This is a genomic window from Vibrio sp. 10N.247.311.13 (assembly GCF_041467595.1).
Taxonomy (GTDB): Bacteria; Pseudomonadota; Gammaproteobacteria; order Enterobacterales; family Vibrionaceae; genus Vibrio; species Vibrio crassostreae_C.
Genome location: NZ_JBFSUX010000004.1, coordinates 1 through 21,401, shown reverse-complemented (window position 1 = coordinate 21,401; position 21,401 = coordinate 1). Strand labels below are relative to the sequence as shown.

Sequence of the window (21,401 nt, the reverse complement as noted above, 5' to 3'; positions counted from 1 at the left end):
GATAAAAAATAGAAAAGTAAGGAGAGGTTACCCCCTCCTTAAAAGGTAGTGCTTGGGTGTTACTTAACCATACGACCTTCAGCAGCTTTTAGTGCTTGGTCTACTGATTGACGGCCGTCAACTACGTTGCCGATCGCTTCTTCCATGCTGTACCAGAATGTTGTGAACTGAGGGATGTTAGGCATGATTTCACCGTTCATCGCGTTGTCCATTGTTGCTGCAATACGAGTATCGCTGTCTAGTTGACGTTGGAAAGAGTTAAGAGCAACAGCGCCTAGTGGCTTGTCGTCGTTCAGGCTCTTCATACCTTCATCTGTTAGTAGGTAATTTTCCATGAACTCAACAGCTAGGTCGCGGTTTGGAGACGCAGTGCTGATACCACCTGCCCATACACCAACGAAAGGTTTAGACGCTTTACCGTTGAACTTAGGTAGTGTTGTTACGCCATAGTCTACGCCAGCTTTCTTGATGTTTTCCCAACCCCAAGGGCCGTTGATTGTCATTGCAACGTTACCTGCAACGAATTCAGACTCAGCTACTGAGTAATCCATGTCTGCAGAGATAACTTTGTCTTGTACCATCTTCTCGATGAAACCTAGAGACTTCTGAACACCTTCAGTCGCTACGCCCGCATCTTTAATGTCGTAACCTTCTGCAGTCTGTTTGAATGCGTAGCCGCCGTCAGCTGCAAGTAGAGGCCATGTGAAGTAAGCGCCGCCACGTAAAGGCCACATGATCGCTTTCTTGCCGTCTTTCTGAAGTTCAGCGTTAAGTGCTGGGATTTCTTCCCAAGACTTAGGTGGGTTAGGAACAAGTGCTTTGTTGTAAATTAGGGAAACTGACTCAACAGCAACAGGGTATGCGATTGTTTTACCCTCGTATGAAACAGCGTCCCATGCGAAGTCTACGATACCTTCTTTAGTCTCTTTAGAAGGTTTGATATCAACAAGAAGTCCCGCTTCTGCATAGCCGCCAAAACGGTCATGTGCGTAGAAGATCATGTCTGGGCCATCGCCAGCTGCTGCTACTTGAGGGAATTTTTCTTCTAGCTTGTCAGGGAAAGCGACGGTTACTTTAACACCAGTATCTTCTTCGAAGCGTTTACCTACTTCAGCCATGCCTTCATAAGCTTTGTCACCACCTACCCAGATTGTTAGTTGTCCTTCTTCGATAGCAGCATTTGCACCAAAAGAACCCAGAGCAACTATTGTACCTAGAGCTACAGCGCTTAGAGCGTTTTTCATGTGAATATCCTTTTTATATTTATACGTAGGGCACATCTACCAAGATGAGCCAGTTTTCGGAGGTTATGATCTGAGAAAACAGACCCTAGCTCATCATCCTAGCCACTACGCCCTAGCTATTATGGCTTAAATTCGTGATCGCCATCCGGTCAGATTAGAGACTGCAATCACAAAACGTATACTCATCGTGATCAACATCACCGTTACGTGGTGGATTTATTTGAACTGGATCGCCAATTATTAATAACCCCGTATATCTACTCCTCCCCTCCTACTCCCCCTAGTTAATTTCCCATTGGGAGGATGTACCCTTACGCCATTTCACCGAAACTGCATTCATCCAAGAGTGGATAGTAAGAACCCTTTACCGGCAAGTGTTATGCGTTGACGCATTATTCATTTAGTTGGCTTCACTGCCCGCTGGTGTCTTATATTAGCATCGAGCTAAATCTGTGATTGAATCACGGGGGAGGTTTAGCTGAATGTGGGGGAAATGGGCATCAGTTTGGCTATGACGGGTGGGCTTGGTTAAAGAAGCCAAGTCTCACCCACTTTTTTCTTACTCACTCAATACTTACCAATTCCTACAGTTACTGCTGACCCAAAAATTTCTTATAATGATAAGCAGTAAAACTTAAAATTTGATCGATCGAGGACAAGCTAGATGGCGAGTGTCACGTTAAAAAACGTTTATAAATCATATGGTGATGTACAGATTTCTAAGGACGTAACCTTAGACATCAACGAAGGTGAATTCGTAGTATTCGTTGGACCATCAGGTTGTGGTAAATCGACGCTATTACGTTGTATCGCAGGTCTAGAAGACATTACGTCTGGTGATTTGTACATTGGCGACAAACGCATGAATGACGTTGAACCGTCAAAGCGTGGCGTAGGTATGGTATTCCAATCGTACGCGCTTTACCCTCACCTTAACCTATACGACAACATGTCTTTCGGTCTTAAGCTAGCAAACGCAAATAAAGCTGAAATCGACAAGCGTGTTGAACATGCGGCAGAAATTCTTCAGCTTGGTCACCTTCTTGAGCGTCAACCTAAAGCATTGTCTGGTGGTCAACGTCAACGTGTTGCGATTGGTCGTACTCTGGTTTCTCAACCAAACGTATTCCTACTTGATGAGCCTTTATCAAACCTAGATGCCGCGCTACGTGTTCAAATGCGTTCGCAAATCACCAAGCTACAGCGTCAACTGGGTTGTACCATGATCTACGTTACCCACGACCAAGTGGAAGCGATGACAATGGCGGATAAGATCGTTGTTCTTGATGGTGGTTATGTATCTCAAGTCGGTAAGCCGCTTGACCTTTACCACTACCCTCAAAACCGATTCGTTGCTGGCTTTATTGGTTCACCGAAGATGAACTTCATGTCGGTACACATTGAACAAGCTGAAGCAGAACGCGTACAAGTTCAACTTTCTAACGGTATGACTTTCTGGATCCCTGTTGATGGTACGACTGTCAATGCTGGCGATCGTATGTCTCTGGGTATTCGCCCTGAACACTTGATGTCTGCTGAATCAGGTGACGCGACGATTGAAGCTGACGTGATGATGGTAGAGAAGCTAGGTAACGAAACTCAGGTTTACCTAAACCTTGAAAGTGCCGATGCTGATGTTATCTATCGCCAGCCTGACACGTTGAAAATCGAATCAGGTGACAAGTTGGCGATTGGTATTCCAGCGCACCGTTGTCACCTGTTCCACAGCGATGGCCGCGCATGTCGTCGTTTGTACAAAGAATACGGCACAGACTAATCGCTTAGCCTTTTAGGATATAACTTGCCCATATCGAATCCCTCTTACTCAGTAAGGGGGATTTTTTTATGTGCTGGATATTTTTATGTGTTGGATACGAGTTTCACTTACATTGAATAGTTCATGAGTCAGCCACTCGGTCTTTCGCTAGCGGCAATAAAAAAGGTCTAGCAAGCGCTAGACCTTTATCTGTTAGTTAGGCTATGAACCCAACCGCTAATATCACTTCTTTCAGACATGAAACCTGTCTAAATCAACTTAGTGAATTGGCGTATCATTCTGTTTGTTGAACTGGCCAAAATGCTTCTCTAACACTTCAGGTGTCAGTTTGCCTTCCGCTTCTAGTCGCTTGAACTCAGCAACAATTGCTTTTTGCTCTTCAAGTGATGGCAGTTTCACCTCAGGCTCATCGCCCATCTCTTGAGTCATCTGCTCTAGTTCTTTTTCAAAATCGCTCATGATACTTACCTAAATATTAAACCTAACCAGATTTTACTCATTTACGCCCTATGATGCTAGGGCGATTGAGTGCAAAGCCTGAAACCAGATCAAGCGAACGTCAGTTAGAAGAAAACAAGCCCGTAAATAAAAAGAGCTGAATTCACGATTAAATGAATCCAGCTCTTAGTTTATGTCTCTTTCTAAGCCATGCTACAGCTTAAAGGGATTAAAGCTTAAACGAACCAACCATCTTATCTAGACGAGAAGAAAGGTCTCGAAGCTCTTGGCTCGCTTCTGCAAGTTGCTCAGCCGTGCCCGTTGTCACTTCGTTGATTGCGTTAATCTCTTCAATGTTCTGGTTGATGGTGTGAACTACGGTTGATTGCTCTTCCGTTGCCGTTGCCACTTGAGTGTTACGGTCTGTGATATCAACGATACGGTCTGAAATACCACTCAGCACGTCTACCGCTTCATCCGACGCCGATACACCTTCAAGGGTAATCACCTTACCCGCACTCATTGCCGTTACTGCATCTTTCGCATCGCTTTGCAGTTGGTTGATCATCTTTTGAATCTCTTCCGTTGAATCTGCGGTACGGCTTGCTAGGTTACGTACTTCATCCGCTACAACCGCAAAACCACGACCTTGCTCACCGGCACGGGCTGCTTCAATCGCTGCGTTTAATGCGAGTAAGTTAGTTTGCTCTGAAATATCACGGATAACACCCAGAATAGAACCGATGTCTTGAGTTGTAGAAGCCAGTTGCTCTACTACCTGACCCGTGCTTTCGATATCTTGCGCCAAACGGCTGATCGCGTCTTTTGCTTTGTTCACCACAGAGCGACCTACTTCCGTATTGCCTGAAGCTTGGGTAGCCGTTTCTGCTGCGGTTGCCGCGTTCGATGCAATCTCGCTGATGGTCATACCCATTTGGTTAATGGCAGCCACCACTTGAAGCGTTTGGTCACGCTGTTCTTGGCTGTTGTCGTGGGTGATGTGGGCTTTGTTAGAGACACTCTCTGCTGCCACTTGAAGCGCTTGGCTTGTCGAACACACCTCTTTCATCGACTCGTGAATTTTTTCAATGAATCCGTTGAAGCCTTTTGAAAGCTGTGCGATTTCATCGTTGCCTTTCACTTCAATACGCTGTGCCAGGTCGCCATCACCTTCGCCAAGGTCGCCGAAACGCTTAGCCAGAAGTTTAATCGGTTGAGTAATGCTGTTCGCCAGAACTACGCCCATTAGGATAAACACTAATGCCACAACCGCAGTCATGATCAGCATCTTTTGTGCAGTCGCATCTAGCTCTGCAAATACTTCATCAGTCGGAACGACACCAATAACAAACCAGTCCATTGACGACACATACAAGCTCGCCACGAACAGCTCTTGGCCTTGGCTTTCAGTGGTAATCAGGTTAAAGCCCGACTTGTTCAGTAGTTGACTTGATTGAGGGCCGTAAAGTTGTTGAAGTGAAGAGTCACTGCGAGAACGCTCACGGTGAATTTGAACATCACCTTGGCTATCGGTTAAGAAGACAAAACCGGTATTTTCAATCTTGAAACCGTTCAGCAGGCTAACCATGTCATCCATCGACTTTGATAGACCAGACATCGCCAAACCAGAAGGCTGCTGATAGTTAGCAAACATCTTCACTTCGCCATTGGCTTCTTGGAACATGCTCACCATGGTCGGCTGTCCAGATTGCGTAAAGCCAAAGAACCAACCATCTTGTTGTTGGTTTAACTGACGTAGGAAACCATTTTGATTCCAGTAGTAAGCCGTTTGACGGTTCGCCACTGATGCATCGTTCAACTGATACTGGTTACGAACATTGTTCAGCTGTTTAACCAGTTTATTTTCTAGTGCCGGATCGCGATCGGTCGATTCGATAGCATCAGAAATAAATTCATTTGAAGCAATTTGCTCCGCCGCTAGCAATAGCTGAGAGACTTCTCGGTCAATTTCACCATTGATTCGCTCTAGCATTCCTGGAAGTTCAATATCGATCAATCGATGACTTAATACATCTCTTGCTTGTTGTTGTGCCATTGCGCCGACAATCACTGTCGATGCAAGAACCGCAAAGGTAATTCCAAGTACAACTTTTTGCTTGATACTCAGAGAGTTAGTTTTAAACATATTTGGACCTTTAAAAAGAATCGCTCGTTATTGGTATACCCTGAACAGGACTTTTTTAGTGCACTCCAACAAGCAATGCACAATCTGAGTGATGTATCGGCCACAACCAATAAAACTAGAGACTTTCTCTCAAAAAATTGCAAATGTGATGTAACAATTAGAAACATTCACCTTGAACATGAATTAACTAAGCAAATACCGCATTGTCGAGAGTCGATTTTAGCTCTCAGCCCTTAGATCCACCCGAACTCAAACCACTATCCACCGCCTAGCTTTTGTATATAAAAACCAATTGATATGGTAATAATCACAACCTAACGATGTTTTTAGCTAACCACTTGTAAATCTTTCCAATTTTGAAAAAATAAATTACGCAAATGTACTGGAACTTTTTCCTCGAAATCAGTGACCAATACACAAAATAAAAATCAAATGGATACCCAGAGAGTCCAAAATGCACAAAACAAATTTCGAAGTCCTTCAAAACTATCTAGAGTCTCAAATCATTGGTCAAAAAGAGCTCGTTAAGCAACTGATGATCGCCCTTTTAGCGGATGGTCATATCCTCGTTGAAGGACCTCCCGGCTTAGCAAAAACTCGCGCAGTAAAATCATTGGCTGACTGTGTTGAGGGCGACTTCCACCGTATTCAATTCACTCCCGATCTATTACCAGCCGATTTGACGGGTACCGACATTTTTCGTCCTGAGACTGGAGAGTTCACCTTCCAATCAGGCCCGATTTTCAACTCGCTGATTCTAGCGGATGAGATCAACCGAGCTCCGGCGAAAGTTCAAGCGGCAATGCTGGAAGCAATGGCAGAGAAGCAAGTAACTGCCGGTCGAAAAACCTATGCGCTGCCTGAGCTATTTTTGGTAATGGCAACACAGAACCCAATTGAACAAGAAGGGACTTACCCGCTACCGGAAGCTCAGTTAGACCGATTCTTGCTTCACCTAGAGGTTGAATACCCAGATATGGAAAGCGAGCTTGAGATCTTACGACTCAACCGTGGTGAGGCTCAAGGTAACGAATCAGCTCAGCCACAACAGATATCTCAGCAAACGATCTTTGAAGCGCGCCAAGAAGTGCTCAACATTCACATGGCAGACACCATTGAGCAGTACATCATCAGACTGGTTATGGCGACTCGCCAACCTAAGCAATACAGCGACCAACTTGATCAATGGTTAGACATGGGTGTTAGCCCGCGTGCAACCATTGCGTTAGATCGTTGTGCCCGCGCTCACGCTTGGCTTGCAGGACGAGATTACGTCACGCCACAAGACGTTCAAGCGATGGCATTCCCTGTGTTACGCCACCGTCTACTGCGCAGCTACCACGCACAAGCTGAAGGTGTCACCGCAAACCAAGTGATCGCACACCTTATTTCATTGGTTGGCAGCGCATAGGGATACGCGCATGAATAATCAACTACCCAACCATAGTGACGGCGTCACGTTAAATCTGGATGAGCTGCTGCAATACAAAGCGCAGTCTGTTCGCTGGTTGCCTCCCGCCAAGAGCCTTTGGTCACAGCTTAACGGCCAACACGAGAGCAACCGTAAAGGTCGCGGGATGAATTTCTCTGAAGTTCGTCAATATCAAGCGGGAGATGACATTCGCAGCATTGATTGGCGTGTAACAGCCAGAACGGGCAAAGCGCATACCAAACTTTTCTCTGAAGAACGAGAACAGCCTGTCATTTTATTCTTGGATCTATCAAGCAGTATGATTTTCGGCTCAACCTTGTTGCTGAAATCGGTTCAACTTGCACACTTTGCTAGCCAACTGTGCTGGCTTACTGTGGCTCAAAAAGATCGAATTGGCGCGGTGATCGATACTGGCAAAGAGGTCATTGAGATTAAGCCAAGTGCAAGCAACCATGCTCCACTGCGTATTTTGCAAAAAGTCATAGAAATCAATAATGCAGCGCTGACTCATCACGACAATCATAATGACACAACCTTAGAGCATGGGCTGAAATCTCTGCACCAGCTTTGCCCTAAAGGAAGCGATATTATTATGCTCAGTGACTTTGTGCGTTACCAAGAAAGTGACTACTCACTTATCAGTCAAATTCGCCGACACAACAGAGTACGTCTTGTGCATTTCTACGACCCGCTAGAGCAAGGTGAAACCACCTATAAAGGCTCTAAACAGGTCACCGATGGTAGCAAAACTCAATGGTTTAATTTCTCTTCTAATAAAGAAAAGCAAAAGCTTAACCATGCTTTTTCGCTTAAGAAACAGCAGCTGCAACAGATGGGGTTGTCTCTCGCGATACCTTATAGCTCGCTGTCGACTGCGCAGTCACTCATGAGCCAGATATCAGGAGCTCAGTCATGAAACAGCCCTTAGATTTAAGTCCGGTTATTGCGCCAGATGCACCGACTTGGTGGCCTTTGGCGTGGGGTTGGTGGGCAGTGGTTATCACAGCCATTGCCCTGATTGCTTTGGTGTTTTTCATTGTAAAACGTAGAAAAAACAATCAACAGGCGAAGCAAGAAGCACTGTCTTACTTTAGTAATAGTCAGTCCCAAGATGGCTTGTCTCCGAGCAAAGCACAACGCATCCTTCGTCAAGCAGCACTGAGCTATTTCCCTCGTGAAAAAATTGCAGGTTTGTCTGGTGATGATTGGTTGAAGTTCTTAGATGCGCAATTGGCGAAGCCGTTATTTGTAGCAAAACAATCCCAGTGGCAACAAGCGCTCTATCAAGATGTAGCCCTAATGAACGACGAACAGAAAAAGGCTCAACAGCAATTGGTTAATGATTGCGAAACTTGGCTTCGCAAAGCACTTCCTCCAAAGCGAGGTCGTTATGAGTGATTTTCTAAGCACTATGTTTCTAAGCAGGGACTTGCTAAACATCGAGTTCGTTTGGTGGTGGATGTTCTTCATCGCGCCACTGCCGTTGCTCGTTTACTTGTTCTCACCAAAGTCAGAATCGAGCAATGCCCTAAGGCTTCCATTTCTGCCAGAAGACAGCAATACCAAAACACCGAGCAGTCGCTTACCAAAGGCGTTGTCCGTGATTATCTGGCTTCTGCTGGTTACGGCGAGCGCACGCCCTGTATGGTATGGCGAACCGGTAGAGTTTCAACCGAAACATCGTGATTTGATGTTGGTTGTCGACCTCTCCTACTCGATGAGCCAAGAAGACATGCAGTTCAATGGCGAATACATCGACCGCTTGTCGGCGGTGAAACGCGTATTGAGTGACTTTATTGAGCGTCGTAAAGGTGACCGAGTCGGATTGGTACTATTTGCTGATCACGCCTATCTGCAGACGCCACTGACGTTAGATAGAGACACGCTTTCACAACAGCTCAATCAAGCGGTGTTAAAGCTGATTGGTACTCAAACCGCGATTGGTGATGGTATTGGCCTTGCCACCAAAACCTTTGTCGATAGCGATGCGCCCCAGCGTGTAATGATTCTACTCAGTGACGGCAGCAATACCGCCGGGGTATTAGACCCGCTAGAAGCCGCGGATATTGCAAAGAAATACGACGCGACGATTTACACCGTGGGTGTCGGTGCCGGCGAGATGATGGTCAAAGAGTTCTTCATGACGCGCAAGGTCAATACTGCTCAAGACTTGGATGAACGTACACTAATAGAAATTGCCAAACGCACCGGCGGTCAGTACTTCCGAGCGCGTGACAGCAAAGAGTTAGCGACGATTTACGACACCATTAACCAGTTAGAGCCCGTGACGAACGCCACTAAGATCTGGCGACCGCAACAAGAGTGGTTTGTATGGCCACTGTCGGCGGCAATGTTCTTCGCATTTATGCTGTTAGCCATTAGGAGAAACAATGTCTAACTTTACTTTTATCTACCCATATTGGTTCTTGGCGCTTGTCGTGCTGCCCGCTATTTGGTGGCTGAGCAAGACACAATCTAAGCAAGGATTACTCGCGTCACACATCGCGCGATACTTGGCACCAGAATCGAGTAAGCCATCGAAAAATCGCAGTACTTACTTCGGAATTTGGTGGCTGGTCGGCGTTATTGCATTAGCTGGACCAAGCTTCGAGAAAAACGAACAGCCGAGCTTTGAAAAAACGCAGGCACGAGTTGTGATCATGGATATGTCGATGTCTATGTATGCCACCGACATTAAGCCGAATCGCTTAACTCAAGCGCGATACAAGGCTCTGGATCTGCTTTCATTGTGGAAAGAAGGGCTAACAGGCATGGTGGCGTATGCTGGGGATGCTTACACCATTAGCCCGCTAACGTCAGACATCAACACCATCAAAAACCTAGTGCCTAACCTATCGCCAGATATCATGCCTTATCAAGGTGGTGATGCCGCATCAGCCGTTAAGCTTGCGATTGATATGATGACTCGCGCGAAGATCTACCAAGGTGATTTGGTATTGATTGCTGATGACATCGATGACCAAGAGAAGAAGCAGATCGACTCCCTACTCTCTGGCAACGATTGGACATTGTCGATTCTAGCTGTAGGGAGTGAAAACGGTGCGCCAATCTCGTTACCTACGGGGTCGATGCTGCAAAGCGACTCAGGACAAACCGTGGTGGCAAGAACCAACTTGAAGAACATGCGCGAGCTTACACGCAGCTATGGTGGCACGTTCACTGAAGTTCAATTTGATAACTCAGATGTTGAACACATCGCGAGCTACCTCGACCGCGTTGCAACAACATCGGAAGTAACCAAGACCAAGAACTCACTCAACACCAGAGTGAACAACGGTTTCTGGTTACTGCCTTTGCTATTACTTCCGGCACTTGGATTATTCAGGAAAGGGGTTATTTGGTGTGCCTTAGCTGGAGTTATCTCTTTTAGCCAACCAAATACTGCGTTTGCGAACCCGTGGAAAACCAATGATCAAGTAGGCTATCAGCTGTATCAGGACGAGGACTTCCAACAAGCTGCTGAACAGTTCACCCAACAAGAGTGGAAAGGCATTGCTCAATACAAAGCCGGTGATTTCGAAGCCGCAGAGCAGACGCTGCAAGAGCTTTCTAGTGAAGATGCTCGCTACAACCTTGCTAACGCTCAAGCCCAACAAGGTAAGTACGACCAAGCGATCCAAGAGTATCAACGTATTCTTGAAAGCAACCCTGAACATGCTTATGCGAAGAAGAACCTAGAGATTGTCGAACAGGCTCAGAAGCAACAGCAACAGCAACAGCAACAGCAACAGCAAGGCGATTCTGACTCCAAAGACCAGAATGACCAAAATCAGCAAGGTCAGCAAGGTCAGCAAGGTCAGCAAGGTCAGCAAGGTCAGCAAAATGATTCTTCGCAAAGCTCTCAGGATCAACAACAAAGCTCCAGTGGCAAGTCGCAAGATCAAAGCAGTAACCAAGATCAACGCGGTAGCCAAGACCAAAACTCATCTCAAGGCCAACCTGAAAATCACTCTGACTCTGAAAAGTCTAAACAAGACGACAAGCAAGCCACGCAACAAAGTAACAGTGATCAGCCGAAACAGAGTGACCAAGAAGGCGCTACACCTCAAAGTGCTAGCGCACAACAAGCTTCAAAAGAAGATGGTGAGCAAAGTAGTCAGCAAGCTGTAGCACAAACCTCAGATCAACCTCTGTCGAGCGACCCTGACATGCGAAAACTTGAGCAAGTAGAAAGCGCCCGTGACCCGAGCCAACTGCTTAAAGCGCAAATGATTTTACAAGCACGACAAAAAAGTGCTCCTAACAACCAGAACAAAAAGTGGTAACCATGCGATTTTTAAACAAGCCATTTTTATCCGTACTCCTAACATTGTTGTTGGGAGCTTTCTCGTCCTTCTCAGTATTGGCTGCAAACGCCGTGGCGAGCGTTTCACATAACAGTGTCACCAAAGATGAAGTGTTCCTTCTTAGAGTTGCAACCGATGAAAAGGTCTCCTCTGATGCTCTAGATCTAACAGCGCTCCAGCAGGATTTCTATGTTGGCACACCAAACTTTGGGTCGTCGATGCGAATCGTCAATGGCAGCCGTTCGGTATCAAGTGAATGGAACATTAGCCTTGCTCCACTGCGTTTGGGTAAGTTGCAAATCCCGAGTTTTGATATTGAAGGGGCAAAAACCAAGCCTATCACCATCAATGTTGCAATTAACAAAGCCGCTCCAACTCAACATGATATGGCAGAGTTTCAACTTAATCTAAGTAAGAACTCACTATACCCACAAGAGACCGCAGAGCTTGATGTAAAGCTGATCATTAAAGCGGATCCAAGAAGGCTTCAAGATCCGAAAATCGCGCCACCGAGCTCTTCAGGCTTAGATGTGGAACCTATTGGGGAATCGAAGCAATTTCAAGACGTTCTCAATGGAAAGGAGGTGACGGTAGTTCAACAGTCATTCCGTATCTCGTCACAAAAAGCAGGTCAATTTAAGCTGAACGGGCCGAAGCTAACAGGAGCTGTTGTTTACTCAACCAACAACTCCAGTACAACGCGTCTGTTCCAGCTCGACACGCCCGTTGAAACCTTAGATGTCACCGTCAAAGAGGTGCCAAAAGGCTACCAAGGTGAGTGGTTACCAACATCAAACTTCAAACTGATTCAACAATGGTCAGATAGCCAAGGCAATCAACTGGGAAATAGTAATGGTTTAGAAGGCGACAACCCATCCATTGAAATGGAAGCGGGTGACTCGTTAACTCGTACCATCACCATGACGGCTAGCAACTTAACGCAACATCAGCTGCCAAAACTGAATATCACCTACCCTAAATCGGTACGTGTTTATGAAGAGAAGCCGCAATTTGGCACAACTCAGTCAGGTGATTCTGTCGTTGTTTACAAGCAAGTATTGATTCCGAAAGAGGCTGGAAATATCTCGCTTCCTGATGTGTCTCAAGCTTGGTTTAACACCGATTTGCAATCAGAACAAACCAGTAAAGCGCAGGGGCTAGAGTTGGCGGTAAAAGCAAGTGATCGCGCAGCGTCAAGCACTCCACCAGTTACGGCTACGCCCGCCCAACAACTAAGCCCGACGGTTGTTACTGTGGATAGCCCTGGGATCTGGCCTTATCTCACTGCTCTGTTTGCTGTTTTATGGTTAATCAGCTCAGCGATGGCTTTCTATTTCTGGTCACGACGTGGTGTAACGACAAAACCAACACACATAGTTGAACGTCAATCAGATACGGCAGACGCGCTTATTGAAGCGCTGAAAACGAAAGATGGCGTGATGACCAGAACCTTATTTGAACAGTGGAAAGCTGAAAACCCAGATCTGAGTGATGAGACAATAGAAGTGGTTGAAACTGAGCTAACGAAGCTCAATCAGAGCCTCTATGCTGAAGCTGATTCACCAAGTCAGTCATGGGATCCTTCTGAGTCGCTCAAAGCAGTTAAAAAACCAAAGCGAGTCACAAGCAAAGCACGCAAGAGCACATTGGAAAAGCTTTAGTTAACCAGCAATCTAAGTAAAAAAAGAAAGAAGCCGTGATGACCACCTTGTGATCATCACGGCTTCATTCGTTTTACGCTAGAGAGAAACAGATACCGCACTAAGAAATTGAAACTGCGACCTTTTTACGTTTCAACGCAGAAACGATTCGATTTCTCCCAGAGTCTTTGGCTTGATACAAGGCTTTGTCTGCCTTGCCATACAGTAGGTCGAAGTCAAACTGGCGCTGATCAGAAGTTATAGAAGCATACCCGACAGACGCGGTTAGATACTGGCTGGTACTGCTTTCACAATGGAGGATCTTCGCCTCTTCAATGCACTTTCTGATCGACTCTGCTCGCCGCTTGGTTTCAGAGTGATGGGTACCAATCATCAACAACATAAACTCCTCTCCCCCAATACGACAGAAGGTCTCTTGTTCATTGTAAACATGGTTATTTAGTATCTTACCTATCGAGCGTAAAGCAGCGTCACCTTCGGTATGGCCATAAACACTGTTGTACAAACCAAAGTGGTCGAGGTCGACAAGGATCAATCCAAATGTGACTTCATATTGTGTGGCAAACGCTCCTTGATCGTCGCAGTTCAAATCTTCTAACACTTGCGACAACATACGGCGGTTTCCAAGGCGCGTCAGCGGGTCTAATTTAGAAATGATATCCAACTGTTCGTTGGCTCTTTCAAGCTCTTGAGTGCGCTTACTAACCTCTTGCTCAAGCGTTTCATTGAGCTTTTTAAGCTCCTCTTGCGCCATGGTTCTTTGCAACACCTCTGCAAGGCTAGAAGCAAAGATACGAATCACTTCGCGAAGCTGGGAAGTTAAAGGGCTGCGTGTTAACAAGTTATCTGCGGCAATAAATGCAATCGGCTCACCCGTATTGGTGGTGAGCATGGTCATTGCCGTCCAACCTACCCCAACAATATTAAAGTCATGATAGATAGGTACTGATTCTTCAAACGCAACTTGATTGGGACAAGCGCGAGCCGCTGAAACAATGTTGCGTTCCACCAGCTCTGAACGATAGTAGGACTCGTCGACAATATCGCCTTTTATATCCGTACCCCAAGTACCTTGCATGTAGCTGCAATTCTTATCGGTCAGGAAAACCGCCAATCGGTCGATGCCTAGGTGTTGAATAGCAAAGCTAACCGCAGACTTACACACCTCACTAACACTGTCGCAGCGAGACAACTCCACCATGCTCGAGTGCAGCATGCGTATGTTCTGCTCTTGGCGTTTACGAATGTATATCTGAGAGAGCAGCGAGCCAAAGGACTCAAGCATCTGCTTTTGATAATTGGTTATGGGTGAACGGTGGATGTAGTTATCCATCGCAATCCAGCCGACCGGTTTATCCCCTTCACGCAAGATAAGCATCCCATTCCAGCCCTGCCCCACCACCTTGCCTTCGGTGTAGAGTGGCGCTTGTTCAATAATGACTAAGTTGGTGTGGTTGTCAGATAGCGCCTCAATGTATTCGGCCTCAAGCTGGTGTAAATCATATTGAGTATGATGTTCACTGTTGGTTTTACCCGTTTCGTCAGTGCCGTAAGTACCACTAAAACAGCGCTTTTTCATATCAAGTAACATGAAGATCGCACGATCAAAGCCTAGGCGATCGCGTACGGCTTCTACTGATGCTTTATAGAGTGCATCTAAAGTTTCTGGATTAGAAAGCTCTAACGCCACCTGATGAACTAGCTTCATGTTCTCGACAAACAATTCACGAAGCTTAATCTCATCAAGGTATTGAGCTTCTCGTGTGTCTCTGTGTTTGATCTCAAGTGCCGCGTTCTTCTCAGCACGAATACACTGCCAGCGAGCGGCGGCAAGTTGAAGAACATCTAGATCTTGGTCGAAGGTTTGATTGATCTTTTCGGCATCGCAATTTTGAATAATTAAATAAGTTCTACAGGCAGGCGCATTGTCGAGCATCATGATGAACGACTCCCCACCGAGCACTTTTATGTGATCCCAGTTACAAGTATTGATTGCCATAGGTAAAACACCGTCTGCGGTATCAAACTGTGAAACCCAAGGCCAAAATGTAGAGGGGTAATACTCAAGAGAGGTTAATTCGCCATGACAAAACAGCGGCAACGAATCGCTTTCCGGTATCGGCTCAGCAAATATCCCTATCCCTTTTGGAGCAAGCATTTTAGCCAAGTACTCAAAAAGAGACTCTGCCAACAGACGGTGATCGCGCGTAGCAGATATTTGTTTTGCAAAGGCTTTTACAGGCACAGCTTCCGTCCATTGGCTATTGAGAATACAGCAAAAATACAGAAGCCTTGATATGCAATCAATGTAACTAAAAATGAGATGTTAAGCGGGTCGCAATTTCACTTTTTACATTATCACAAGCATGAGAAGGACTACAAAAATGGGATTTCCTGCCCAAATTTTCATCGACATTGAGGCTTTTTTAAAGGCATAAAAAAGCCCCACATAAAGTGGGGCAAAACTTCCATCGCTTATAGTTATAGTGATAATTCTGTCGATCTATTCGATTATCTAACCTGCGTATCAGTTAGCGTGCTGGTTTTGCTAATAGGCCAAACACAGCACTTAAATAATCAATTAACCAAAGTCACCGTTTACGTAACCTTTAGTACGATCATCTTTTGGTTCGCTGAAGATAACACTCGTTTCGTTGTGCTCTACAAGCTCTCCCATTAGGAAGAAAGCAGTACGGTCTGAGATACGACGCGCTTGCTGCATTGAGTGCGTTACGATAACGATAGTGAAGTCTTTCTTCAGGTCTTCCATCAATTCTTCAATCTTGTGCGTCGCGATTGGGTCAAGAGCCGATGTAGGTTCATCCATCAGGATTACATCCGGTTCCATTGCAATAGTACGAGCGATACATAGACGTTGTTGCTGACCACCAGACAAGCCAAATGCGTGTGCTTTAAGACGATCTTTTACTTCGTCCCACAGTGCTGCACTGCGCAGTGAGCTTTCTACTACTTCATCAATGTGCTTCTTGTCTTTGATGCCTTGAGCACGCAAGCCGTAAGCCACGTTCTCGTAGATGCTCATTGGAAATGGGTTTGGCTTTTGGAATACCATGCCTACACGAATACGTAGGTCAGCCACATCAATATTGCCGTAGATGTTTGTACCATCCATATCCAGCTTACCTTTGATAGTAACGCCTTCAATTAGGTCATTCATGCGGTTCAAGCAACGTAGTAGCGTTGACTTACCACAACCAGATGGGCCAATCAGTGCCGTAACCTGACGAGTAGGAATTGGCAGGTTGATAGATTTAAGCGCTTGGTTGTCGCCGTAAAACAGGTCTAGGTTCTCAATATCAAATTTGTTCATGTTCGTAATCTCTAAATTCTTAAATTCGTGTCTAACTTGATGCTTTCTTTATCACGGGGGCTCTCTTTATTGATGAGCCAGCTAATGAGCTTAGTAAGTTGCCGTGTTGAAGCGTCTCGCAATCAGTTTTGTAACCATGTTGATCAAGAGAACCAGTACGATTAGGACTGTCGCCGTGCCGTAGGCTTGGTTCCACTCATCGATAGTAAATAGCTCTGTTGTCAGCTTATATAGGTGAACCGTTAGTGTACGGCCAGAATCGAATACCGACTCAGGAACACGTGCCACCATACCTGCTGTTAAAAATACAGGTGCTGATTCGCCAATTACACGACCAATACTAAGAATGACCGAAGTTAAGATACCTGGCATTGCGCTTGGTAAGATCAAACGCCAGATAGTGTAGATTTTTGAAGCGCCAAGGCCATATGAGCCTTCACGGTAAGTTTGTGGCACTGCCATCAATGCTTCTTCTGTAGTACGAATGATTACAGGAAGAATCAGGATACTTAGCGTTAGTGCACCCGACAGAATCGAGAAGCCAAGACCAAGAATCGAAACAAAGAAGGTCATACCAAACAGACCAAAGATGATCGATGGGATACCAGCTAGCGACTCAGTACAGAATCGAATCACTTTCACCAATCGGCTACCTACTTTCGCATATTCAGTTAGGTATATCGCCGTCATGATGCCTAGTGGCGCGGCTACCGCAATCGATGCAATTACCATGTAGATCGTGGCAATGATCATTGGGAAAATACCACGCTCTTCACCAGTACGAGTGTAATCGTCAGTGATGAAGTTCCAATCTACGTATTGCAGACCGTTCGATAGGATGTACCAAATAATCCAGAATAAGAAACCAACGGTTACAGCCGCAGCTGCCCAGATAAAACCTTTTAAGATGTTATCTTTGATTTGACGTGCTTGCTTTAATTTTACGCGATCCATATTACTTATCCTCGCCTACTTCGCTTTTTCACGGTTAAGATAAAGTAGAGCACCATTTAACATCATGATGAACACTAGAAGTACAACACCTGTTGCGTACAGTGCGTTAGCGTGAACGCCACTTGCGTAAGACATTTCAATTGCAATGTTTGCTGTTAGCGTACGAGCCGAATCCAAAATACCTTCTGGCATTGCTGGCGCGTTACCCATAACCATGATGATTGCCATCGTTTCGCCAAGTGCGCGACCGATACCCAAAATCACACCAGTCATAATGCCTGAACGTGCAGCAGGAACGAGTAGCTTAAAAATTGTGTAGATTTTCGAAGCGCCCAGTGCAAGTGAACCTTCTTTGTATGTACGAGGTACAGCACGAATCGAAGTTTCAGAAACCGTGATAACGGTAGGAAGAATCATGATACCCAGAACAATGATACCTGCCAGGATAGTATTACCGGCTGGTACTTGGAAAATGTTCTGAATCATTGGAACGATAATTACCAGACCGAAGAAGCCGTAAACTACCGACGGGATACCAGCTAGAAGCTCAACTGCTGGTCGAATAATATCTGCCAGACGCTTTGGAGCAATCTCAGCAATAAAAATAGCGGTTAATACACCAACTGGCACACCAACAACTACAGCTCCAAGTGTCGAAACGATCGAGGCAACGATCATGGTTGCAACACCGAATAGAGCTGGAGGTAACCAGTCAACACCCAGAACGATGCCAGAAACACCCGCCTCTTGGAATGCAGGGATACTCTCTGCAACGATAAAGTAAGCGATAACGGCTAGTGATACGATGCCGATTACAGCACTCGATAAGAACAAGCCGTGGAAGATTCTTTCTCTCCAGTCGATGCGCTTCTTAGCACGTAGACTTGGCTTGTTGATTTGAGTCGCTTCAGTATTCATAAGCTTTTCACTATTTGCGATGGTCATATATAAAATCTCAAACTTTGTGGCTCAACAAGAGCTCGAAATAGACAAAGTTGAAAGAAAAGGCTCAGCCTAAGTTAGGCTGAGCAATAATTAAGTGTTGGTCAGTTAAGATTAGTTAACTGTGATGTAGCCTTTTTTGTCAGCGATAGCTTGAGCTTCGTCTGCAACCATCCAGTCTAGGAATTGTTGAGTTTCAGCTGTTGGAGCGCCTGCTTTGTAAAGAACTAGGAAAGGACGAGCAACTTTGTAAGAGCCGTTCTTAACGTTATCAACTGATGCTTCTGCGCCGTCGATAGTTAGAGCTTGAACTGTGTTGTCTACAGTACCAAGAGAGATAAAGCCGATAGCGTATGGGTTGCTAGCTACAGAAACTTTAAGTGCGCCGTTACCGTTTGCAACTTGTGCACGTTGAGAGATAGCCGATACTTTCTTGTCGCCAATCTTCTTCTTAAGTTTCATGATGTCTTCGAATGCACCACGTGTACCAGATGCAGTATCACGAGTGATTGCTACGATTGGCTTGTCTGCACCACCAACATCTTTCCAGTTAGTGATGTCGCCTTTGTAGATTGAAGTGATTTGCTCAGCTGTAAGAGCAGATACTTCGTTATTTGGGTTAACAACAACTGCGATACCGTCACGAGCGATAACGAGCTCTTTCAGGTCAGCTGTTTTCTCTTCTTCTTTTAGGTCACGAGAAGAGATACCAAGGTCAGCACTTCCATTTTTTGCTGCTTTGATGCCTGCAGAAGAACCCGGTGCTTGAATTTCGATGAACACTGGTTCGCCTTTATTCATGTAGGTTTCTGCAAAAACTTCAACCAGTGGAGAAGCACTGTTAGAGCCAACTACAGAGATAGTTTCTTTAGCTGAAGCTGTATTCACTGTTAGAGCGCCTAGTAGTGCGATTGCACCGATAACTGTCTTTTTCATCACAAATTTCCTTTAGTGGCGTTATTGCCGTAATGTTGTTTTGCTTGAACGGTGCCCACTTTAGAATCTGAATGTGACAGTTGTGTTTCACTTAATTGAAGGCTATATGACAACTACAATTTATTTTCTTGTTTTCCCCCTACCAAATAAACCTTGAAGTAATAAATTAGCCTCACTTATAGGCACTGAATATTCATTCCAACCTATTTAAGCCAAACCGCTCAATATCTCGCCATCCCTTTCATTACCTAATACCACACAGGGTTCTGTGTTAAATAACCCTATCTTAAAAATGGCTAAAGCCTTGTTTGTACGATAAATAATCAGAATTTATGAAATACCTATCGCATATATCAAAATCGAATCTATTACTGATTGAATTGTCATTCTCAGAAGTTAGAATCACTGACTAATAACAATAATAACAATTGCTTCTGCTCATTTATTTATTCAAAGAGGGACATTACATGCGCCAACTTCTCAGTGGCTTATCGATAAAAATACAAATTCTCATTCCAGTACTCTTTTCTGTCGTATTACTTTTGACGGGTGTCATCATCGGTGGTGACAAACTGGAAAACGCTTTTAAAGATGTATCAACAGCAACCGATCAACTCATCCTACATAAAGAAGAACTCAGTGAAATCGTCGACAACAGCTATGGCATGCGCATCAAAGCGATCTACAGCCTATTCAATGCTGATGACGTAAAAACACTGGTTGAAACACTAAACCAAAAACGCGACCAAAATACTCGCCTACTGAACTCATTAGACACAGTGCCAGGCATGCAAGATGAAGTAGCCGCAATGAGCAAAGCGATGAATCACTATGTCGATTTTTCTCGCACCACTATGCTTCCTCTATTAAGAGCAAAACATGGCAGCGCAGCGCTACCTTCTGACTTTGATAACCGCTATCAGATCGCAATCGACCAATATCGTCACGCGGGTAACGAAATGGTGCAAGCTATCAACCTCCTCTCAAAGCAACTGAACCGTATTGCCACTCAAGAAGTGGACATCAATGGCCAGCAACACACCAGCACACTCAACACCGCAACCATCGCACTGTTAGTGATTCTTTCAATCGCATTAGTCATCAGCTGGACGCTAGCTGGCATCATTGTTAAGCCGCTTAGCAATATCCAAGAAACCATGCGCGAAGTAGCAAAAGGTAACCTGCTAGTAAAAGCGGAAGAGCATGGCGACAACGAAATATCTCGCCTTGCCCAAGACGTAAACAAATCCGTTGAGCAATTGCGCGACACCGTAAGTTCACTATCTCGAATCAGTATTGAAGTGGCGTCTGCATCAACAGAGCTAGCGGCTGTAATGACACAATCCAGCGTTAACTCAGACCAAGAGAAGCAAGAAGTGGAGCAAGTCGCTTCTGCTGTAAACCAACTAGAAAGCACCGCATCGCACGTTAATGAGAACGCAGTACAAGCTGACTCAGCGTCTAAGCAAGCCGACGAAATGGCAACACACAGCATGAGCTTGTTTAATGAAAGCAACAAAGCTAACGAACAGATGGCGATTCAGCTAAGCGAAGCTGCAAATGTTGTGGGCACGCTAAAAGAGCACTCTGAACAGATTGGCAAAGTGATTGAGGTGATTCAAAGCATCTCTGAACAAACTAACCTGCTTGCGCTTAACGCAGCAATCGAAGCCGCACGAGCTGGTGAGAGTGGCCGTGGTTTCGCAGTTGTAGCCGATGAAGTTCGAATGCTGGCTGCTCGTACGCAAGATTCAACCAAAGAGATCCAAGCAATTATCGAAGGCTTGCAGGTTCAATCTGGCAACGCTAACGAGAGCATGAGCAGTTCATTAGCTATGCTAGAGCACAACCAAACACTCTCAGGCGAGGTGAGCGCAGCACTTTCTGGTATTGCTAACTCAGTAACCGACATGACAGAAATTAACACTCAAGTTGCCTCTGCCGCAGAAGAACAAAGCCAAGTGACAGCAGACATCAACCGTAATATCTCAAACATCTACAGCCTAGTAAGCCAAAACGTAACCGGTATTACTCAAGCCGCAGCAGCGAGCCACGAGCTATCTAACCTAGCCGAGCAGCAAAAGCAGCAGTTGGATTATTTTAAGGTTTAAGGGATAAAGACAATTAGCTTTACTTACCTTGCAACTCACCCATAATAAAAAACCAGTCACTCTTGACTAATGCCGTTCACTTAAGAGTGAACGGCATTTTTGTTCTTAGCATACCGTTGTGG

General features: G+C 45.3%; 16 protein-coding genes. 8 read left to right on the top strand and 8 right to left on the bottom strand.

Annotated elements, in window-relative coordinates; translation table 11 throughout:
- Positions 1-59 precede the first annotated feature (59 nt).
- The gene (malE, locus tag AB6E52_RS02800; protein WP_017067915.1) at positions 60-1,244 is read right to left on the bottom strand and encodes a maltose/maltodextrin ABC transporter substrate-binding protein MalE; all 1,185 of its coding nucleotides are present in this window, start codon (positions 1,242-1,244) and stop codon (positions 60-62) included.
- A 664-nt stretch (positions 1,245-1,908) separates the two neighbouring features.
- On the opposite strand from malE, the gene malK reads away from it, so the two are divergent.
- Positions 1,909-3,021 carry a maltose/maltodextrin ABC transporter ATP-binding protein MalK gene (malK, locus tag AB6E52_RS02795; RefSeq protein ID WP_019822935.1) on the top strand — a complete coding sequence of 371 codons (1,113 nt, stop codon included), beginning with the start codon at positions 1,909-1,911 and terminating at the stop codon, positions 3,019-3,021.
- A gap of 258 nt (positions 3,022-3,279) precedes the next feature.
- Here the strand turns inward: malK and AB6E52_RS02790 are convergent, their stop codons facing one another.
- Positions 3,280-3,480, bottom strand: coding sequence for a hypothetical protein (locus tag AB6E52_RS02790; RefSeq protein WP_010431457.1), 201 nt, complete (start codon positions 3,478-3,480; stop codon positions 3,280-3,282).
- A gap of 208 nt (positions 3,481-3,688) precedes the next feature.
- The gene (locus AB6E52_RS02785) at positions 3,689-5,605 is read right to left on the bottom strand and encodes a methyl-accepting chemotaxis protein (RefSeq protein WP_102321291.1); all 1,917 of its coding nucleotides are present in this window, start codon (positions 5,603-5,605) and stop codon (positions 3,689-3,691) included.
- A gap of 454 nt (positions 5,606-6,059) precedes the next feature.
- On the opposite strand from AB6E52_RS02785, the gene AB6E52_RS02780 reads away from it, so the two are divergent.
- From AB6E52_RS02780 to AB6E52_RS02755, 6 genes are read left to right on the top strand one after another with little or no spacing between them, the layout of a single operon-like run.
- Positions 6,060-7,016 (top strand): MoxR family ATPase, encoded by a 957-nt coding sequence (locus AB6E52_RS02780; protein ID WP_017072421.1) that lies wholly within the window; start codon positions 6,060-6,062, stop codon positions 7,014-7,016.
- 10 nt (positions 7,017-7,026) lie between these two features.
- Complete coding sequence (locus AB6E52_RS02775) at positions 7,027-7,953, top strand: DUF58 domain-containing protein (RefSeq protein ID WP_102321290.1); 927 nt, start codon at positions 7,027-7,029, stop codon at positions 7,951-7,953.
- Complete coding sequence (locus AB6E52_RS02770; protein ID WP_102321289.1) at positions 7,950-8,435, top strand: DUF4381 domain-containing protein; 486 nt, start codon at positions 7,950-7,952, stop codon at positions 8,433-8,435. The genes AB6E52_RS02775 and AB6E52_RS02770 overlap by 4 nt, the downstream gene beginning before the upstream one ends.
- Positions 8,428-9,435: a VWA domain-containing protein gene (locus AB6E52_RS02765; RefSeq protein ID WP_017065686.1), complete on the top strand. Its 1,008-nt coding sequence runs from the start codon at positions 8,428-8,430 to the stop codon at positions 9,433-9,435. Before AB6E52_RS02770 ends, AB6E52_RS02765 begins: the two co-directional genes overlap by 8 nt.
- Positions 9,428-11,323, top strand: coding sequence for a VWA domain-containing protein (locus AB6E52_RS02760; RefSeq protein ID WP_372134462.1), 1,896 nt, complete (start codon positions 9,428-9,430; stop codon positions 11,321-11,323). The genes AB6E52_RS02765 and AB6E52_RS02760 overlap by 8 nt, the downstream gene beginning before the upstream one ends.
- A gap of 2 nt (positions 11,324-11,325) precedes the next feature.
- A complete protein-coding gene (locus tag AB6E52_RS02755) occupies positions 11,326-13,005 on the top strand; it encodes a BatD family protein (protein ID WP_102321287.1) in 1,680 nt (559 codons plus the stop codon).
- A gap of 100 nt (positions 13,006-13,105) precedes the next feature.
- Here the strand turns inward: AB6E52_RS02755 and AB6E52_RS02750 are convergent, their stop codons facing one another.
- From AB6E52_RS02750 to AB6E52_RS02730, 5 genes are all read right to left on the bottom strand, one after another.
- Positions 13,106-15,250, bottom strand: a complete 2,145-nt coding sequence (locus tag AB6E52_RS02750; protein WP_102321286.1) for a GGDEF domain-containing protein — start codon at positions 15,248-15,250, stop codon at positions 13,106-13,108.
- 336 nt (positions 15,251-15,586) lie between these two features.
- Positions 15,587-16,336: a phosphate ABC transporter ATP-binding protein PstB gene (gene pstB / locus AB6E52_RS02745; RefSeq protein WP_004732036.1), complete on the bottom strand. Its 750-nt coding sequence runs from the start codon at positions 16,334-16,336 to the stop codon at positions 15,587-15,589.
- A 90-nt stretch (positions 16,337-16,426) separates the two neighbouring features.
- A complete protein-coding gene (gene pstA / locus AB6E52_RS02740; protein ID WP_048661034.1) occupies positions 16,427-17,290 on the bottom strand; it encodes a phosphate ABC transporter permease PstA in 864 nt (287 codons plus the stop codon).
- Between the two features lie 15 nt (positions 17,291-17,305).
- Positions 17,306-18,235 (bottom strand): phosphate ABC transporter permease subunit PstC, encoded by a 930-nt coding sequence (pstC, locus tag AB6E52_RS02735; RefSeq protein WP_019822958.1) that lies wholly within the window; start codon positions 18,233-18,235, stop codon positions 17,306-17,308.
- 111 nt (positions 18,236-18,346) lie between these two features.
- The gene (locus AB6E52_RS02730) at positions 18,347-19,168 is read right to left on the bottom strand and encodes a phosphate ABC transporter substrate-binding protein (protein WP_048661033.1); all 822 of its coding nucleotides are present in this window, start codon (positions 19,166-19,168) and stop codon (positions 18,347-18,349) included.
- A gap of 467 nt (positions 19,169-19,635) precedes the next feature.
- Here AB6E52_RS02730 and AB6E52_RS02725 point away from each other — a divergent pair, with 467 nt between their 5' ends.
- On the top strand, positions 19,636-21,279 hold the full coding sequence (locus tag AB6E52_RS02725) for a methyl-accepting chemotaxis protein (RefSeq protein ID WP_102321285.1): 1,644 nt from the start codon (positions 19,636-19,638) through the stop codon (positions 21,277-21,279).
- Positions 21,280-21,401 lie beyond the last annotated feature (122 nt).

Excerpts from the sequence above, each read along its gene's own strand:
- AB6E52_RS02730 (WP_048661033.1), bottom strand. The coding sequence starts at position 19,168 with ATGAAAAAGACAGTTATCGGTGCAATCGCACTACTAGGCGCTCTAACA.
- AB6E52_RS02760 (WP_372134462.1), top strand. The coding sequence starts at position 9,428 with ATGTCTAACTTTACTTTTATCTACCCATATTGGTTCTTGGCGCTTGTC.
- pstA (WP_048661034.1), bottom strand. The coding sequence starts at position 17,290 with ATGGATCGCGTAAAATTAAAGCAAGCACGTCAAATCAAAGATAACATC.
- malK (WP_019822935.1), top strand. The coding sequence starts at position 1,909 with ATGGCGAGTGTCACGTTAAAAAACGTTTATAAATCATATGGTGATGTA.
- AB6E52_RS02780 (WP_017072421.1), top strand. The coding sequence starts at position 6,060 with ATGCACAAAACAAATTTCGAAGTCCTTCAAAACTATCTAGAGTCTCAA.
- malE (WP_017067915.1), bottom strand. The coding sequence starts at position 1,244 with ATGAAAAACGCTCTAAGCGCTGTAGCTCTAGGTACAATAGTTGCTCTG.
- AB6E52_RS02785 (WP_102321291.1), bottom strand. The coding sequence starts at position 5,605 with ATGTTTAAAACTAACTCTCTGAGTATCAAGCAAAAAGTTGTACTTGGA.
- pstC (WP_019822958.1), bottom strand. The coding sequence starts at position 18,235 with ATGACCATCGCAAATAGTGAAAAGCTTATGAATACTGAAGCGACTCAA.
- AB6E52_RS02775 (WP_102321290.1), top strand. The coding sequence starts at position 7,027 with ATGAATAATCAACTACCCAACCATAGTGACGGCGTCACGTTAAATCTG.
- AB6E52_RS02765 (WP_017065686.1), top strand. The coding sequence starts at position 8,428 with ATGAGTGATTTTCTAAGCACTATGTTTCTAAGCAGGGACTTGCTAAAC.
- AB6E52_RS02725 (WP_102321285.1), top strand. The coding sequence starts at position 19,636 with ATGCGCCAACTTCTCAGTGGCTTATCGATAAAAATACAAATTCTCATT.
- AB6E52_RS02755 (WP_102321287.1), top strand. The coding sequence starts at position 11,326 with ATGCGATTTTTAAACAAGCCATTTTTATCCGTACTCCTAACATTGTTG.
- AB6E52_RS02770 (WP_102321289.1), top strand. The coding sequence starts at position 7,950 with ATGAAACAGCCCTTAGATTTAAGTCCGGTTATTGCGCCAGATGCACCG.
- pstB (WP_004732036.1), bottom strand. The coding sequence starts at position 16,336 with ATGAACAAATTTGATATTGAGAACCTAGACCTGTTTTACGGCGACAAC.
- AB6E52_RS02790 (WP_010431457.1), bottom strand. The coding sequence starts at position 3,480 with ATGAGCGATTTTGAAAAAGAACTAGAGCAGATGACTCAAGAGATGGGC.